Origin of the sequence: Bradyrhizobium sp. 190, from assembly GCF_023073415.1 — a bacterium.
In the GTDB taxonomy this organism is placed as follows: domain Bacteria; phylum Pseudomonadota; class Alphaproteobacteria; order Rhizobiales; family Xanthobacteraceae; genus Bradyrhizobium.
This window is the reverse complement of the sequence record NZ_JADPJL010000086.1, coordinates 1-884: the sequence shown is the minus strand read 5'-3', so window position 1 is coordinate 884 and position 884 is coordinate 1. Positions and strand designations below refer to the sequence as shown.

Here is an 884-nt window from a genome sequence, read left to right as displayed (position 1 = left end):
CAGGCAACCAAAAGCCAGCGCCGCCACGCTGTCCGCGAATTAGCGAAACTGCTGTCCCTCAGTTAGCGAAACCGCTGTCCCGTTTTTGCGAAATACGCAATTTGACGCTGCGCCATAGCCGCTCGACGAACACGTTGTCCCGCCAGGCGCCCTTACCGTCCATGCTGATCGCGATGCCGTGGCTGGCGAGAACGCCGGTGAAGGCCGCCCCGGTGAACTGGCTGCCCTGGTCGGTGTTGAAGATCTCAGGCTTGCCTTGACGGGCCATCGCATCCTCCAGCGTCTCGACGCAGAACGCCGCCTCCATGGTAATCGATACGCGCCATGACAGCACGCGGCGGCTGAACCAGTCGAGCACCACGGCGAGATAGACGAAGCCACGTGCCATCGGGATGTAGGTGATATCCATCGCCCACACATGGTTGGCCCGCTCGATCGCCAGACCGCGCAGCAGATACGGATGGATCTTGTGCCCCGGTTCGGGCTTGGTGGTGCGCGGACGGCGATAGAGCGCCTCTATCCCCATCCGCCGCATCAGCGTCTTCACATGCCGGCGGCCGATCTTGCACCCCTGCAAAGCCAGCAGGCCTCGCAACATACGCGAACCGGCGAAGGGGAACTCCAAGTGCAGCCGATCCAGATGCCGCATGATCGCGAGGTCGGCGGACGACACCGGGCGCGGCAGATAATAAACGCTGCCGCGGCTGATCTTCAAAACTTCCGCCTGCTTGGTGATCGACAGATCATGTCCACGGTCGATCATCGCTTTGCGCTCAGCAATCCCGCCTTGGTGAGCGCTCCTTCTAAAAAACTATGCGCGGCGCTGCGCTCCCCCTGTGGCATAGAAACGGGCCGGCGCTAGATTGCCGACCGGAAGGGAGCGG

1 pseudogene is annotated in these 884 nt (G+C 62.3%); it reads right to left on the bottom strand.

The features are described 5' to 3' along the window. Positions 1 to 100: 100 nt before the first annotated feature. A pseudogene (locus IVB22_RS41100) lies at positions 101 to 811 on the bottom strand (IS3 family transposase); the annotation flags it as partial. Between the last annotated feature and the right edge of the window lie 73 nt (positions 812 to 884).